Source organism: Comamonadaceae bacterium OTU4NAUVB1 (genome assembly GCA_024372625.1).
Taxonomy (GTDB): Bacteria; Pseudomonadota; Gammaproteobacteria; order Burkholderiales; family Burkholderiaceae_C; genus Variovorax.
In genome coordinates this window covers 56,184-69,236 of sequence record CP099604.1, presented here as the reverse complement: position 1 = coordinate 69,236, position 13,053 = coordinate 56,184, and the positions used below count along the sequence as shown (strand labels likewise).

Sequence of the window (13,053 nt, the reverse complement as noted above, 5' to 3'; positions counted from 1 at the left end):
AGGGGGAAGGAACGGCGGGGGCGCGGCGGAGCGGAGGCCACGTGGCGTCGGGCAGCGTCGAACGGCCTCAGGCGGCCAGCAGGTGGACGTCGGACGCGTCCCAGGACAGCGACACGTGCTCGCCGACCGCCCGGCAGGGCTGCGCGCCGAACGCCGACTCCGCCACCATCACCGCGACGGCGGTGGGGCCGGCGGCGTCCAGCGCCTGCAGGGTGAGCAGCACGTAGGTGCCCTGGTACTCGACGTCGGTGATGGTCGCGGGCAGCCCGCCGGCGGCGTCGGTGCGTGGCGCCAGGCGCATGTGGTCGCTGCGCACGGCGGCCTTGCCCGTGCTCAGGTGCAGCACGTTGTGGCCGCCCATGAAGCGGGCGACGAACTCGCTCGCCGGACGGTTGTAGATCTGGTGGGGCGTGCCGACCTGGGCGATGGTGCCGCGGTTCATGACAACCATCGTGTCGGCCAGCGCCATCGCCTCCTCCTGCGAGTGCGTGACGTGGATGAAGGTCAGGCCCAGGTCCTTCTGCCAGCGGCGCAGTTCGGCGCGCATCTGGACGCGCAGGAACGGGTCGAGCGCCGAGAGCGGCTCGTCGAGCAGCAGCACCCGGGGCTCGGTGATGAGCGCCCGCGCCAGCGCGACGCGCTGCTGCTGGCCACCGGAGAGTTCGTGCGGCTTGCGCTGCGCCAGCGGTCCCATCGACACCCGCTCCAACAGGTCGGCCGCGCGCCGGTGTCGCTCCGCTTTCGCCACTCCCTTCATCTTCAGGCTGAAGGCCACGTTGTCCAGCGCCGAGAGGTGCGGGAACAGCGCGAAGCTCTGGAACATCATGGCCGTGCCCCGGCCCGCTGCCGGCAGGTCGGTGATGTTGCGGTCGTGCAGCAGGATGTCGCCGCTGGTCACGCTCTCGTGGCCGGCGATCATGCGCAGGGTCGTGCTCTTGCCGCAGCCCGACGGGCCAAGCAGGCAGCAGTAGCTGCCCGGCGCGATCCTCAGGTCGATGGCGTCCACCGCCGGGGCGCCGTCGCCGTAGCGCTTGCTGAGGGCGACGAGTTCGACGGCGCTGGCGTTCGCCGGGGCGACGGCGCCGGCGGGGAGGTTCGGCACGGGGCGAAGGGTCATGCACGACCCGTATGCAGGTTGCGTGCCAACCTGTACACAGGCTGCGGGACCCGGCCTCGCGTCAGGTGCCGTCAGCCTCCGGGTCCGCCGGGACCACCGGCGCGGGCACCGTGGAGACGCCTTGCGAACGCGCGGCCTCCTCCTCGGCCCGCAACGCGCGGCGGTGGCCGTCGCGCTGTTGCAGCCGCTCCCAGTAGCGGGCCACGGCCGGCGTGAACCGGGGCGCCAGGCCGAGGTGCTCGGCGAGCATGAGCGCATAGCCCACGGAGACGTCGGCGGCGGTGAAGCGGTCGGCGCACACGTGATCGTGCGCGTCCAGCCGGGGTTCCAGCGTGCGCAGCCGGGCCAGGAACCACCTGGCGTAATCGTCCGCCACGACCGGCTGGCGCCGGTGCGCCGGCTCGAAGCGCGCATAGCGCAGCACCAGGGTCTGCGGGAAGGTCAGCGTCGCTTCGCCGAAATGCAGCCGGTCAAGGTAGGCGCCGAAGTCGGGCTCGCCGGGCTCGACCTGCAGCGGCGTCGGCGCGTGCGTGGCGCAGAGGTACTGGCAGATCGCCACCGATTCGGTCAGGCGCGTCGCGCCGTCGAGCAGCAGCGGGACGGTTCCGAGCGGGTTCAAGTCGAGGTAGGAACGCGCCAGCACCCGCGGCGGGAACGGCAGCATGACGAGTTCGTAGGGCACCGCCAACTCCTCCAGCATCCAGAGCGGACGGAAGGAACGGGCGCTGACGCAGTGGTAGAGCGTGATCATCGCGGGGCCTGTGGCATCGGGAGACGCATCATGCCGGCGATCCCGCGCGCCGCGCGGGGCACCGGCGACCCACCCGGGCGTCATGGCCCGCCCGCACCCCGCGCCGCGGCGGCTCAGGCCTCCTGCGGCTTGACGGCGAATTCCAGCCGACCGTCCTTGGTCTTGAGCGAACCGTCGAGCAGCCGCTCCATGGCGTCGCCGCTGGTCGCGGAGTAGTAGTTGAGCGATCCGGGCTCGGCGTCGACGATGCATCCGCTGGCACCCACGTCGTGGAGCATCGCGATGCGCTCGACCACGGTGTGTTCGATGCCGTGCTGGTCGACCGCCTTGAACCTTCTCGTTTCCCGGAACGAGCGCTTGCGAACTGAATAGATACCCATGGTTGAAATTCAGAGAGTTCGATGTCTGGCGGAGCATCCGGGCCGACCCGGCCGGTCCGATCGGACCGGCAGGCGCTCAGGTGCCCCGACAGAGTTCATGCACATCCGATGCGACGAACAAGGCGTCCGCCGCCGAACACAACGCGGCCGCGAAGCCGAGCGGCGCGCGCGCGACGCGCCGCGCACTCGTCACCACGCGGGGGGCCGCACTCCATGCGATGCGCGCGCCGCTCGCCCGCAGCGCCTCGACCAGCGCGACGTCCTCGCTGGTCGCGAGCGCCGCGAAGCCGCCCGCGCGCTGGTAGGCAGCCGCGCTCACGCCCAGGTTCGCGCCATGCACGTGGGCATGGCCATCGGCATCGTTGTAGGTGGCGCGGTAATGGTGCTGAAGCTGCAGCGCACGCTCGCGATGCGGCGACCAGTCCTCCACCGTGACGGTGCCGCACACCACGTCCGCGTCCAGTTCGATCTGACGCACCAGCCAGTCCTGCGCGACGCGGCTGTCCGCGTCGGTGAAGGCCAGCCAGCGTGCGCCGTTCGACAGCACCCGGCTCGCCCCGAACGCGCGGGCGGCGCCCACGTTCCTCAGATCGACCGCGAGGGCCTGCGCCCCACGGCGCGAGACGATCGCCCCGGTGTCGTCGGCGCAGTCGTCCAGCACGACCCAGACCTCGACCGACTCCCCGATCAACGCCGGATGGCGCGCGGCGAGCATGACCGCATCGAGACACGCTCCGATGAGCTGCTCCTCGTTGTGGGCAGGGATGACGACACCGATCACGCGTCGATGCCGCGCGATGCGTTCCGGGTCTCGTGCGCCTCCATGCGCCGCTCCGAACGCAGCCAGCCCTCGGTCCCGGAGCCGCGCCGTTGCGCGGGGGCAAGGCGGATGCGGCATTGCTGCAGGGCGATCGAATCCACCCGCACCTCCGCGCCCCGGCCCGACCACGACGCGACGGACCTTCCGATCGACGCGATGCGTTCATCGGAAATCTCGGTGACGAAACGGAGACTCGGCATGGTGCTTGTTCTTTTTGATCCGGGAGAAACTGACCCGTCCGGACATCGGGTGGACATCGGGAGCAAAGGCACCCCGGACGAAAACGATCCGACCCGATGCGGCCGGTTCCGTCGCGGCCGGATCCCGGTCGGACCGGGTCGATCGCACGGATTAAGCGAGGTTAAGAAATCAGCGTGCCCATGACCTGTAGGACGCGATCCATCTCGATGTCCGCATGCACATTCACCCTGAAATTTAACATGGGTTAATGCAGTGAACATTGAATGGGCGCACCCTCCCATCCATGGAGTTTTTGCGCTCCAACCGACAATTGCCGCATTGCGCGGCTCGCGTGCAATACGCAGTCGGGCACCGACTTTTGGAGTCCGAATCGGCTGTCTCAGCCGCGTGACGTGAATTGCGCGGAGGTGTCGCACGCGCGGGCGATGCGAGTAGGAACCCACTCTTTCCGACGGGCGCCATTGTCCGACGAAGCGACATCGGACGGCGGACAGCATCACCCGCTCCAATTCTATCAATGGGGAAAGGCGTCGTCCATGAATTCAATGTCCGTTGAAGGCGGTCTCGCCATCGTCACCGGTGCGTCCAGCGGCATCGGCTACGAACTCGCCGTGCGCTGCGCGCGACACGGTTTCGATCTGCTCATCGCGGCCGACGAGTCCCGCATCGAGGACGCCGCGACGCAATTGCGCGCCATCGGGGTGCAGGTGGAATCGCTTCAGGTCGATCTGTCGACGATGGAAGGCGTCGACCGGCTTCACGAGGCGATCCGGGGACGGCAGGTCCATGCGCTGCTCGCCAATGCCGGCCGCGGATTGGGTCACGCCTTTCTCGATCAGGACTTCGGCGACGTGCGCCGCGTCGTCGACACTAACGTCACCGGCACGCTCTATCTGATCCACAAGGTCGGCCAGGACATGCGCGAGCGTGGCGCGGGCCGCATCCTCATCACCGGATCGATCGCCGGTGTCCTGCCGGGGAGCTTCCAGGCCGTGTACAACGGCACCAAGGCCTTCCTCGACTCCTTCGCCTTCGCCTTGCGCGACGAGCTGAAGGACAGCGGCGTGACGGTGAGCGTGCTGATGCCGGGGCCGACCGACACCGCGTTCTTCGCGCGTGCCGACATGCTCGACACGCAGGTCGGTCAGGACGACAAGAAGTCCGATCCGGTCGACGTCGCCAAGGTCGGCTTCGACGCCATGATGGCCGGCGAGGGCGACGTCGTGGCCGGCTGGAAGAACAAGGTCCAGGTGGCGCTCGCCAACGTCACGCCCGCGCCCCTGCTGGCCGCGCAGCACCGCAAGATGGCCGAGCCCGGCTCGGCATCGCCCGCGTCCTGAACGGCATTGCCGACGGTCGCTTCACCCCATTCCAACCGAATCAACCTTCCCTGCTCCCGGATGCAATTCATCGACATGCTGCAATGGCCCGCGTTCGCCGCTTCCCTGGCGGCGGCCTACCTGGTCGGATCGAACGACAAGCGCCGGCGCTACGTCGGTTTCTGGACCTTCCTCGGCAGCAACGTGCTGTGGGTGGCCTGGGGCCTGCACACCCAGGCCTGGGCGCTGATCGCGCTCCAGGTCTGCCTGGCGGTGATGAACGTGCGGGGCCTCTCCAAGACCGGGTCCTGATGGGTACGCTCAGCGCGACCGTCGGAGCCACAGCCCGGCGGCGGCCACCAGCGCCGTCGCGGCCAGCGCCGCCGTGCCCCGGTGCGTGGTGAGCCAGGCCTGGGTGCTGTGTGGCCGCGCCAGGTCGTCGAAGCGGCCGTGCGCGCCATGGTCCCCCGGCACCGGCGCATGGAGGTTGTCCATGCGCGCCTGCGACACCGGCTCGTCGGTCTGCTGGCCGTCGACGCCGTCGCGTCCGAGCAGGCGGTCGGCCAGGCCGGGCATCCAGCGCGTGCCGAGGATCGCCGTGACCGCCGGCCAGCCGACCCACAGTTCACGCCGCCGATGCGTCGCCGCCCAATAGACCGCGCGCGCAGCGACCTCGGGCTGGAAGATCTTGCCCATCGGGCGCGGGCGTCCCGCCAGCGTGGTGCGGCCCCAGTCGAACTGCGGCGTGTTGAAGGCGGCGAGCTGGACCATGGTGACGTGCACGTCGCTGCGCGCGTGCACGAGTTCGCAGCGCAGCGAGTCGGTGAAGCCGCGCAGCGCGGCCTTGGCGCCGCAGTAGGCCGCCTGCAGCGGGATCGAGCGATAGGCCAGCGCCGAGCCGACCTGCACGATGCATCCCCGGTCCACGGCCTTCATGCGGCGCAGCGCGGCCAGCGTGCCCCAGACCGCGCCCAGGTAGGTCACCGCCGTGGCGCGCCGGAAGTCCTCGGGCGCGACGTCCAGGACCTCCGAGAAGACCGTGGCCATGGCGTTGTTCACCCAGACGTCGATGCGGCCCCAGCGCGCCTGCACGTGGGCCGCCGCGGACTCGACCGCGGCCTCGTCGGCGATGTCGGTCGGGATCACCAGCGCCTCGCCGCCGAGGCGTTCGACATCGCGTCGCGCGCCCTCCAGGCCGTCGATGCCGCGCGCGAGCAGGGCGACCCGCCAGCCGTGGCGGGCGAATTCGCAGGCGATGGCACGGCCGATGCCGGCCGAGGCGCCGGTCACGACGACCGTGCGGCGCGCGGGGTGGGAATGGGCCGTCGCGGGACGGGCGGTCGGGTCTTCGGGTGGGCGGGTTGTGTTCATGACGGCGATTGGAGGACCCGGCCCGCGCGAGCGATGTCGCCCGCCCGGCCACGGGGCGTCGGACATTCCAGCATCCGCATCCGAGTCCTGGCCTACACCGGCGGTCGCGCGGTTCCGGGAAGGCTCTGCGAAGACGGGCGGTCACCACCCACCTCGGCCCGACGGCTCGCGCGACCCACGACATGAATCCCATCGAAGACGCTCCTCGCGCGCGCCTGCCGCGCGTCCTCCTCCTGCTCAACGGCCTGGTCCTCGCCGCCGTCGCCCTGTCGGGCGTCCAGCCCCACGACCGGTTCACCTGGGCCATGGAGATCGCGCCGCTGGCGATCGTCCTGCCGTGGCTGTGGCGGACCGGGAGGACGTTCCCGCTGACCCCGATCCTGTACGCCGGCATCGCCGTGCAGTGCGTGGGTCTGGTCGCCGGAGCGGCCTACACCTTTCCGCGCGTCCCGCTGGGCGGATGGATCGCGGACGCGTTCGACCTGAGCCGCAATCCCTACGACCGCATCGGGCACTTCGTCCAGGGTTTCGTGCCGGCCCTGGCGGCGCGGGAGCTGTTCGTCCGCAAGCTGCGATGGCGATCGAGGCACCTGCTGCCGTTCCTGACGGTGTGCGTGGTCATGACGTTCAGCGCCACCTACGAGATCGTCGAATGGCTCGTCGCCGTGACCGCGGGGGCCGACGCGGAGGACTTCCTGGGGATGCAGGGCGACATCTGGGACGCGCAGAAGGACATGGCCTGCGCCTTCGCGGGCGCGGTGTGCATGCTGCTGACGATTCCGCGCCTGCACGATCGACAGATCGACCGGCTCGCCGGTCCGCCGGCGCGCCGCGAAGCGATGGTCCGGCCCGCGGACACGTTGGGCTGATTTCCTACAGCGACCCGTGCGCGCGGGCTCCTATGTTGGTCGCACACGCGCCCCTTTGGGCACCGCCTCGACCCACCCGCTAACGGACCTTCGATCGCCATGCAGAACCCCACGCCCCCCTTCCCCGAACAGCCGCAGCAGCCGCCGGGCCTCGAAAGCGACATGTCGCCTCGCCCCGATTTCGGCGAATCCACCTACCAGGGCTCGGGAAAACTCGCCGGCAAGGCCGCCCTGATCACCGGCGGCGACAGCGGCATCGGCCGCGCGGTGGCGCTGGCGTTTGCGCGCGAAGGCGCCGACGTCCTGATCTCCTTCCTGGCCGAGGAAGCCAGCGACGCGGCGGAGACCCGGCGCCTGATCGAGGCCGCGGGCCGGCGCTGCGTGGAGGCGCCCGGCGACATCCGCGACGAGGCGCATTGCAACGCCCTCGTGGAGAAGGCGGTCGAGCAGTTCGGCCGGCTCGACATCCTGGTGAACAACGCGGCGTTCCAGATGAGCCACGACAGCCTGGAGGACATCTCGGCGGAGGAGTTCGACCGCACGTTCCGCACCAACGTCTACGCCAATTTCTACCTCTGCAAGGCGGCCGTTCGACACATGACGCCCGGCGCCTCGATCATCAACACCGCGTCGGTGAACGCGGACAAGCCCAATGCGAGCCTGGTGGCCTACGCCGCCACCAAGGGGGCCATCCAGAACCTGTCGGGCGGCATGGCGCAACTGCTCGCGGACAAGGGCATCCGCGTCAACTGCGTCGCGCCGGGACCGTTCTGGACCCCGCTGATCCCCTCGACCATGCCGCCGGAGAAGGTGAGCAAGTTCGGCGAACAGACGCCCATGAAGCGCCCGGGCCAGCCGCACGAACTGCAGGGCGCCTACGTGCTGCTGGCGTCGGACCAGGCGAGCTACATCTCCGGCGCGACGATCGCCGTCACGGGCGGCGTGCCCTTCATCTGAGCGGCGGCCGCGACGCGCGCGGCCCCGGCCCCGGCCGCGTGGCCCACCGGGCCGGTCCCTCAGCGTTCGCCCGCCTCGTCCACCAGACGCGCGATGTGCTCCGCCGACATCCGCAGGCGCTGGTGATGACGTTCGTCCAGGTCGGGCATGGCCTCGAAGTTGAGGCAGCACAGCACGCCGTAGAGCCTGCCGCTCTTGAGCACGACCGGCGCGGCCATGAAGGCGCCAGGGACGATGGGCGTGCGGGGAACGTCGTGCGTGCGCCCGAGCGCGGCGACGTCTGGAATGATCGCGGGCAGGCGTCCCTGGAGCACGCGCTGGCAGATGCTTTCCTCCCGGGGATGCGTGAGGCCTTCGATGCCGGCCTCGCCCGGGCACGAAGTCGCGTGGCGCACGACCACGTCGTCGCCGTCGTGCACGGTGACGAGCACGATGTCCATCACCAGGTCCTCACGCATCAGCCGCAGGATCTCGCCGATGCCTCGGTCCAGCAGGCGGGTGTCCTCATCCGAAGGCGGCCGGATCACCGGCGGCAGGTTGGTCGCGCCGGCGCGCGCGGTCGGTGCCGCGCCATCAGGGATGCCGCTGCGCGACGCATGGCCCCGGGTCATCCGGGATTCCTGGTCGCGCTCGCCACCGCGGGTGCGCGCCCCGCCGCACCCGAGGCGGACTCGATGCCGTCGGTCGACCTCCCGACGACGAACACCACGTGACGATCCGAACTCATGCACACCTCTCGACGCGGCGGGAACACGCGGCAACCGTTGTAAACAAAATCAGGACCGAACGCCATGGTGCGGAGCCCCTGAAAACATAACGTCTCGAGCCTGGCGCTTCAGCGGTTCGACGCGGACACGTCGCGGCAATACCGGAGGATGGCCTCGATGTCGGCATCCTTGGCGAAGGCCGCATCCGCGCCCAGGAGCGTGCAACGTCTTCGCATCGCCGAGTTCAGGTGATTGCTCAGCACGACGATCTTCTGCCCCGCCTGGCGCACCCGACAGGCGCTCAGCACACGCAATCCGCTGCCGGCGCCCAGTGCCAGGTCCACGATGCCGAGGTCCCACTCCGCGCGATTGCCGATGAACCATTCGACGGCCGCATCCTCGGTCTGGGCATGCCCGGCGACACGGATGTCGCTGTGCTCGCCGAGCAGTTCGGACAGGGAATCGATGAACCGGCGATCGTCGTCGACGATGAAAACATTCAGCATGGCAATCGCCTTTCGCGGTCAGGCTTCAAGTGGGATCGATCGATTTGGGGCGCGGGCGGATTTGGACCATCGCCCGGGCCCGGCGGTCACCATGCACCAGATCGCGCTGGAACGCCAGTGCCGCCAACCGACCATCATCGCGCCGGAGACTGGGCCGCACCGTGCGCCAGCGCACGCGCCGGCACGCACCCCGGCCCCGCTTCGGCTGCACGGCGCGGTCGCACGCCGCGCGTTTTCAGGCCTGCGCCCGCGACAGCATCCGGCCCGCGCGGGCACGGGCCTCGGGCACGTCGGCGCCGCCCAGGTAGGCGCACTGGCCATTCACGTAGACCCGGTCGATGCCCACGCTGACACCGCGCGGGCGGTCGTAGGTGGCGGTGTCGGCGATCGTCGCGGGGTCGAACATCACCACGTCGGCCATGGCCCCCGGCCGCAGCACGCCGCGCCCGGCGATGCGCATGTTGCGCGCCGTGAGGCCGGTCATCTTGTGCACCGCCTGCTCCAGCGTGAAGAGCCGGCGCTCGCGCCAGTAGCGCGCGAAGACGCGTGGAAACGCGCCCCACAGGCGCGGGTGGGGATGCCGGTCGTGGGGCAGGCCGTCGCTGCCGATCATGGTGCGCGGGTGGGCCACGACGCGCTCCACGTCCTCCTCCTTCATCTGGAAATAGCACGCGCCACCGGGCTGCAGACGCCGGCAGGCCGTCTTCTGGTCGACGCCCCACTCGCGCGCGACATCGGCCAGCAGGCGGCCGGTGACCTCCGGGTGCGGCTCCGACCAAGTCAGCAGGACGTCGATCACGCCGTCGACCAGGTCCTCGCGCAGCACAGTCGAGCCGGCGACGTAGGGATAGACGTCGATGGCGATGTCCTGCCGCGCGCCCAGCGCGTCGATCAGCGGCAGGGTCTCCAGCGTGCGGTCCCAGTTGGCCGGACCGGCGCACTTGTGGTGCGAGATCACGAGTGGCACGCCGGCCGCGAAGGCGGTGTCGCCGGCCTCGTGCAGGGCCTCGACGATGGCCTGCATCTCGCTGCGCAGGTGGGTGGCGTAGACGCCGCCATGGCGCGCCACCACGCGCGCCAGCGCCGTGACCTCCGACGGCGGCGCCGCGAAGGCCTCCTCGTAGAACAGGCCCGAGGACATGCCGTGGGCGCCCTCGGCCATCGCGCGGTCGAGCGCTTCGGCCATCGCCGCCACCTCCCGGGGCGTCGCCGCGCGGTCGAGCGCGGGCATGGCGGCGAAGCGCAGCGTCGTGTGGCCGACCAGCGCGGCCACGTTGAGCGTCGGCCGCGCGGCCGTCACGGCGCCGCGGTAGTCGGCCATCGACGCATGACGGAACGAGTCCGCGCCCAGCAGCGTGAGCGGCGGCAGCGCCCGTGGCGTCGCGTAGGGCGCCAGGGAGATGCCGCAGTTGCCGGTCACCACCGTGGTGATGCCCTGCGAGAGCTTGGGCAGGCACAGCGGATCGCGCAGCACGATGGCGTCGTCGTGGGTGTGCACGTCGATGAAACCGGGCGCAATGACGCGGCCGTCGCAGGCGACGATGTCGAGGTCGTCCGCCGACACGCCGGTGGGCAGGCGACCGCGCAGGCCCTCCCCCATCGCGACGATGCGGTCGCCCTGGAGCAGCACGTCGCCCGGCCACGACGCACCGCCGGTGCCGTCGACCACCAGACCGCGTTCGAGGAGGACGGGCCGCGCGGCGCGGCCGTCCGGTGGCGTCGTGGCGGGGGATGGGGTGGCGCTGGTGCGCGTCGGGTGCGTCATGCGGGGTCGCCGTGGTCGTGGGGTGGCGCGGAGGCGGGCGCCGTCGCGCTGATGCCGCCGCCGTCCCAGCTCTGCAGGGGATGGGTGTTGGTGTCGATGCCGTGGCGCCGGAACGCCTGGCGGGCGCGCTGCAGGCGCTCGACGGCGGAGTCGCCCCGGTGCTGCGCCACCAGCACGGTGAGGATCTCGATGGCCGTGAGGTGGGTGAGGTAGGCGTCGATGCCCACGTGCATCACCGCGTCGTCGGGCACCGACAGGCCGAGCAGGAAGTCCGCCCGGGCCGCCAGCGCGGTGCCGGGCTGCGTCAGCGCGACCACCTTCGCGCCCTGGGCGCGCGCAATGTCGATGGCGTCGAGCAGCGAGGGCATGCCGCCCACGTGCGAGATCGCGATGACGACGCCGCCGGGCTGCTGCGCCGCGCCGGCCACCTGCTGCAGGTGGTAGTCGGACCACGCGTTGGCCGACAGGCCGAGCCGGAACAGCCGCGCCTGCAGGTCGCCGACCATGAACCAGGACGTCGCGCCGGCGCCGTAGAGGTCGATGTGCGGCGCCTGGGCGATGGCGGCCACGGCCCCCGCCAGCACGGCCATGTCGAGCTGCCCGCGCACGCCGGCCACCGAGGCGGCGGCGCTGCGCGTGATCTTGGCGACCACCTCGTCGGCGCTGTCCTGGATGTTCACGCGCCGGTGGAGCGGCGAGCCGCCAAGGGCCAGTTCGTGCGCCAGGGCGAGCTTGAACTCGCGCAGGCCGGCGAAGCCGAGGTCGCGGCAGGTCCGCATGACGGTGGGCACCGAACTGCGCGCGCGTTGCGCCAGCAGTTCGAAGCTCTCCTGGAGCACGCGGTCCGGGTCCTCCAGGATCAGGTCCAGGATGGCGCGCCGCGCGGCCGGGGCGTCGGCGCGGATGGCGGCGACCTTCTGCAGCAGTGTGGGGGCGTTCATGGCGTCCGACGGTGGCCTCAAAAATGCATCGTCACCGCGTCGCCGACGCCGTAGTCGTCATCGACCACCGGCATCCAGTGCCACTTGTCGAAGGTCGTGCACGGGTGCGAGATGCCGAAGCCGATGCGCTCGCCCACCACGGGCGCGAGGGCGTCGTCGGCGTCGCTCCAGCGCAGGTAGGCATGCTGGTCGTTGAGCGCGCCGATCTCCCAGCTCGGCGGCACCGGCGAGGTCCGCCGCGCGCCAGCCGCCGCACGCGCGATCGGCACGGGCATCGACAGGTCGAAGGAGATGTCGCGCTTGCCCATGGCCACGATCGCCAGGCGCGGCTCGGGGCGCGACTGCACGGTCGCCCACACCTCCAGGGCCGGGCGCAGGCTCTCGCCGGCCGCGCACCGCAGGCGCGCGTCGATCGGGACCTGCAGCCGCTGGTAGGTGCCGTGGTCGTGCGTGACGTAGCAGCCCGAACGCAGCAGCCCGCGCACCGGCCGGCCGAGCGCGGGCCGCAGCCGGCGCGCGACCAGGTCGTAGAGCGCCGAGCCGCCGGCCGAGACCAGCACCTCGTCGCCCTCGAACAGGTCGTGCGCGACGGCGTGGCGGGCGACCGCGTCGACGCGGTCCATCAGCGCGTCGGTGTAGGCGGCATCGGGGCCGCTCTCGCCCGTGGCGCCCTGCCCTTCATAGCATTCGATGCCCACCAGCCGGACCGCCGCGCTGGCGCGCAGCCGCGCCGCCAGGGCGATGGCCTGGTCGTGCGTGCGGCAGCCGGTGCGCGCGCCCGCCACGCCGATCTCCACCATCGCCTCGAACGGCCGCGCCGGCGGGTGGCGGCGCGCCCAGTCCTCGATCAGGTCGAGCTGGGCGGTCGAATCGACCAGGAAGACGACGCGCAGGTCGGCATGGCGCGCGAGCAGGTGCTGGAGGCCGGCCAAGTCCGGGCCGCTCACGACCTGGTTGGCGATCAGCGCGCGGCGCGCCCCCGCGGCCACGCCCACGGCCAGCTGGCCCACCGTCGCGAAGGTCAGTCCCCATGCGCCGCCGTCGAGCTGGCGGCGGAACAGCTGGGGCGACATGGTCGTCTTGCCGTGCGGCGCCAGGTCGATGCCCCAGTCGTCGACGCGCGCCTGCAGCCAGGCGAGGTTGTGGTCCAGCGCCTCGCGCCGCAGCAGTGCGACGGGCAACGGCAGGTCCCCGGCCAGCACGTTCCAGCCGAGGGCTGCGATGGCGCTGCGGCGCACCGGGGCGGCCGCGAGCGGGAAGCCCTTGAAGCCGGCGTGCAGGACGGGGTCGAGCGCGTCGGCGGCGCCGGGCGAGGCGATAGAAAGGTCGGGGTCTCGGATCGTCATGTT

General features: G+C 71.2%; 15 protein-coding genes. 4 read left to right on the top strand and 11 right to left on the bottom strand.

The genetic code is table 11. From position 1 onward, the window contains the following. Window positions 1-67: 67 nt before the first annotated feature. The 5 genes from NF681_02490 to NF681_02470 form a co-directional block, all read right to left on the bottom strand. Window positions 68-1,102, bottom strand: coding sequence for an ABC transporter ATP-binding protein (locus NF681_02490; GenBank protein ID UST52805.1), 1,035 nt, complete (start codon window positions 1,100-1,102; stop codon window positions 68-70). A gap of 76 nt (window positions 1,103-1,178) precedes the next feature. Then, window positions 1,179-1,868 carry a glutathione S-transferase family protein gene (locus NF681_02485; protein ID UST52804.1) on the bottom strand — a complete coding sequence of 230 codons (690 nt, stop codon included), beginning with the start codon at window positions 1,866-1,868 and terminating at the stop codon, window positions 1,179-1,181. A gap of 113 nt (window positions 1,869-1,981) precedes the next feature. After that, complete coding sequence (locus NF681_02480) at window positions 1,982-2,248, bottom strand: hypothetical protein (GenBank protein ID UST52803.1); 267 nt, start codon at window positions 2,246-2,248, stop codon at window positions 1,982-1,984. Window positions 2,249-2,324: 76 nt separating this feature from the next. Continuing rightward, entirely contained in the window at window positions 2,325-3,029 is a 705-nt protein-coding gene (locus NF681_02475; GenBank protein UST52802.1) for a glycosyltransferase, read from the bottom strand. Next, a complete protein-coding gene (locus tag NF681_02470) occupies window positions 3,026-3,268 on the bottom strand; it encodes a hypothetical protein (GenBank protein UST52801.1) in 243 nt (80 codons plus the stop codon). Before NF681_02470 ends, NF681_02475 begins: the two co-directional genes overlap by 4 nt. 546 nt (window positions 3,269-3,814) lie before the next feature. Between NF681_02470 and NF681_02465 the strand changes: the two genes are divergently transcribed. Together NF681_02465 and NF681_02460 are read left to right on the top strand one after the other, a co-directional pair. Then, window positions 3,815-4,609 (top strand): SDR family NAD(P)-dependent oxidoreductase, encoded by a 795-nt coding sequence (locus NF681_02465; protein ID UST52894.1) that lies wholly within the window; start codon window positions 3,815-3,817, stop codon window positions 4,607-4,609. Between the two features lie 60 nt (window positions 4,610-4,669). Further along, window positions 4,670-4,900 (top strand): hypothetical protein, encoded by a 231-nt coding sequence (locus NF681_02460; GenBank protein ID UST52800.1) that lies wholly within the window; start codon window positions 4,670-4,672, stop codon window positions 4,898-4,900. A 9-nt stretch (window positions 4,901-4,909) separates the two neighbouring features. Here NF681_02460 and NF681_02455 read toward each other — a convergent pair whose 3' ends face one another. Beyond that, window positions 4,910-5,878, bottom strand: coding sequence for an SDR family oxidoreductase (locus NF681_02455; protein UST52893.1), 969 nt, complete (start codon window positions 5,876-5,878; stop codon window positions 4,910-4,912). Between the two features lie 263 nt (window positions 5,879-6,141). Here NF681_02455 and NF681_02450 point away from each other — a divergent pair, with 263 nt between their 5' ends. Then, window positions 6,142-6,828 carry a DUF2238 domain-containing protein gene (locus NF681_02450; protein ID UST52799.1) on the top strand — a complete coding sequence of 229 codons (687 nt, stop codon included), beginning with the start codon at window positions 6,142-6,144 and terminating at the stop codon, window positions 6,826-6,828. Between the two features lie 99 nt (window positions 6,829-6,927). Next, entirely contained in the window at window positions 6,928-7,785 is an 858-nt protein-coding gene (locus tag NF681_02445; protein UST52798.1) for a glucose 1-dehydrogenase, read from the top strand. Between the two features lie 59 nt (window positions 7,786-7,844). Here the strand turns inward: NF681_02445 and NF681_02440 are convergent, their stop codons facing one another. The 5 genes from NF681_02440 to NF681_02420 all read right to left on the bottom strand — a co-directional run bounded on the left by NF681_02440 (window position 7,845) and on the right by NF681_02420 (window position 13,050). Next, window positions 7,845-8,396 carry a GAF domain-containing protein gene (locus NF681_02440; protein UST52797.1) on the bottom strand — a complete coding sequence of 184 codons (552 nt, stop codon included), beginning with the start codon at window positions 8,394-8,396 and terminating at the stop codon, window positions 7,845-7,847. Window positions 8,397-8,620: 224 nt separating this feature from the next. After that, the gene (locus tag NF681_02435) at window positions 8,621-8,998 is read right to left on the bottom strand and encodes a response regulator (protein ID UST52796.1); all 378 of its coding nucleotides are present in this window, start codon (window positions 8,996-8,998) and stop codon (window positions 8,621-8,623) included. 235 nt (window positions 8,999-9,233) lie between these two features. Beyond that, window positions 9,234-10,763 (bottom strand): D-aminoacylase, encoded by a 1,530-nt coding sequence (locus NF681_02430; GenBank protein UST52795.1) that lies wholly within the window; start codon window positions 10,761-10,763, stop codon window positions 9,234-9,236. Further along, entirely contained in the window at window positions 10,760-11,704 is a 945-nt protein-coding gene (locus tag NF681_02425) for a MurR/RpiR family transcriptional regulator (GenBank protein UST52794.1), read from the bottom strand. The genes NF681_02430 and NF681_02425 overlap by 4 nt, the downstream gene beginning before the upstream one ends. Window positions 11,705-11,721: 17 nt before the next feature. Continuing rightward, entirely contained in the window at window positions 11,722-13,050 is a 1,329-nt protein-coding gene (locus tag NF681_02420; GenBank protein ID UST52793.1) for an alanine racemase, read from the bottom strand. Between the last annotated feature and the right edge of the window lie 3 nt (window positions 13,051-13,053).

Excerpts from the sequence above, each read along its gene's own strand:
- NF681_02460 (UST52800.1), top strand. The coding sequence starts at position 4,670 with ATGCAATTCATCGACATGCTGCAATGGCCCGCGTTCGCCGCTTCCCTG.
- NF681_02480 (UST52803.1), bottom strand. The coding sequence starts at position 2,248 with ATGGGTATCTATTCAGTTCGCAAGCGCTCGTTCCGGGAAACGAGAAGG.
- NF681_02485 (UST52804.1), bottom strand. The coding sequence starts at position 1,868 with ATGATCACGCTCTACCACTGCGTCAGCGCCCGTTCCTTCCGTCCGCTC.
- NF681_02425 (UST52794.1), bottom strand. The coding sequence starts at position 11,704 with ATGAACGCCCCCACACTGCTGCAGAAGGTCGCCGCCATCCGCGCCGAC.
- NF681_02445 (UST52798.1), top strand. The coding sequence starts at position 6,928 with ATGCAGAACCCCACGCCCCCCTTCCCCGAACAGCCGCAGCAGCCGCCG.
- NF681_02470 (UST52801.1), bottom strand. The coding sequence starts at position 3,268 with ATGCCGAGTCTCCGTTTCGTCACCGAGATTTCCGATGAACGCATCGCG.
- NF681_02435 (UST52796.1), bottom strand. The coding sequence starts at position 8,998 with ATGCTGAATGTTTTCATCGTCGACGACGATCGCCGGTTCATCGATTCC.
- NF681_02450 (UST52799.1), top strand. The coding sequence starts at position 6,142 with ATGAATCCCATCGAAGACGCTCCTCGCGCGCGCCTGCCGCGCGTCCTC.
- NF681_02440 (UST52797.1), bottom strand. The coding sequence starts at position 8,396 with ATGACCCGGGGCCATGCGTCGCGCAGCGGCATCCCTGATGGCGCGGCA.
- NF681_02430 (UST52795.1), bottom strand. The coding sequence starts at position 10,763 with ATGACGCACCCGACGCGCACCAGCGCCACCCCATCCCCCGCCACGACG.
- NF681_02420 (UST52793.1), bottom strand. The coding sequence starts at position 13,050 with ATGACGATCCGAGACCCCGACCTTTCTATCGCCTCGCCCGGCGCCGCC.
- NF681_02465 (UST52894.1), top strand. The coding sequence starts at position 3,815 with ATGTCCGTTGAAGGCGGTCTCGCCATCGTCACCGGTGCGTCCAGCGGC.